The organism is Moorena sp. SIO3I6 (genome assembly GCF_010672095.1).
The window spans coordinates 1-1,358 of record NZ_JAAHHU010001386.1; the positions used below are offsets into that span (position 1 = coordinate 1).

The window sequence follows — 1,358 nt, forward strand, 5'->3', positions numbered from 1 at the left end:
TGTTTCTCTACCTAGTATTTTTCAGTATTGTTAACTTGAGCCTAGACCCATCAATTCTTGCCGAAGACATCGTGTGGACTCTATACGTATCAACCGCTCTTTCGGCAGCTGTTTACCAGAGTCGAATTGTCAAGAATCCCCACTTACTAGGTGTTAGGGAACAGGGAGTAGGGAGTAGGGAGCACAGAAGTCAGAACAGGAAAGAGGTAAGAGGGAAAAAATCCTGTGTACCTGATTGCTATGAAAAACCCTGTAAATTATTTCAGTAAAATAAACGGGATAGTAAGCCATGAAAAACTCAGAGGAAAGTACCATTGATGAACAAGAAGACCCTCCCTTAGCAGAACTTCCGAGCATTTCGATAGTTGTTCCTAATTATAATAGCGGATCAACTATCTGTGCCACCTTACAAAGCTTAATTGAACAGAACTATCCCAAGCTAGAAATCCTTGTAATTGATGGCGGCTCCACTGACAACAGTGTCGAAGTAATTAAGCAGTTTGAACCATACATTACCTGGTGGGTTAGTGAAAAAGACAGTGGTCAATCCAATGCCATTAATAAAGGTTTTGCGAAGTGTAATGGTGATATCGTTAATTGGCTGTGTAGTGACGACCTCCTAGCACCAGATGCCTTACACACAGTGGGAAAATACTTTGCCGAGTCGCCTGATATTGACGTCTTAGTTGGTCGCAGCCAAATTGAATATAGGACTGACAATTTAGGTCAACCACTCAAAGGAGCTAATTTTTGGATGACTCTATTTGGGCGAGTATTGCCCTTAGGATTAGGGTCACGACCGATGATATTGGATGCTAAAAAACAGATCTACATTAAAGCTCCTACACTCAAACAAATTGACTTAATTTCTGTTGCTTCTCCCATTCACCAACCTAGCTGCTTTTATCGGCGCAAGCTGCTTGATCGACCTCAACCATTAGATGAAAGCTATGAGTACACCATGGATATTGAGCTATTTAATTATTTCTACTCCCGTGGTGTGCGCTGGCGCGTGATCGAAGAGGTGCTAAGCATTGCTCCAGTAAGTGGTGACAATAAAACCAGCATCGCTGGTGTAAAAGCTACCTATGAATTAGAGCAAATATACAAAACTTACACCAAAGAATTAATCCCTCTAACCTATTGGCATAGACGACTACGTTATCCCTTGGAGCGTTTTATCAAACGTCATCGTGGCCGTCTTTGGTTATACATAGTCGGACCAGTATGGGTTGCCCTCACACTACTATTAAGCCCATTTTATGGTGTTGAAAAAGTTTGGGCACTTAGGTGGACAAAGTGGATTTGATTACTTTTAGGGAACAGGGAACAGGGAAAAGGGAATAGGGAATAGGGAA

2 protein-coding genes are annotated in these 1,358 nt (G+C 41.9%); both read left to right on the plus strand.

Going from position 1 to position 1,358, the window contains the following annotated elements:
- Window positions 1–269: hypothetical protein (locus tag F6K49_RS49555; RefSeq protein ID WP_293110145.1), on the plus strand; the 269-nt coding region annotated here is incomplete at its 5' end.
- Window positions 270–289: 20 nt separating this feature from the next.
- A complete protein-coding gene (locus F6K49_RS49560; protein WP_293110148.1) occupies window positions 290–1,309 on the plus strand; it encodes a glycosyltransferase family 2 protein in 1,020 nt (339 codons plus the stop codon).
- Window positions 1,310–1,358: the final 49 nt, after the last annotated feature.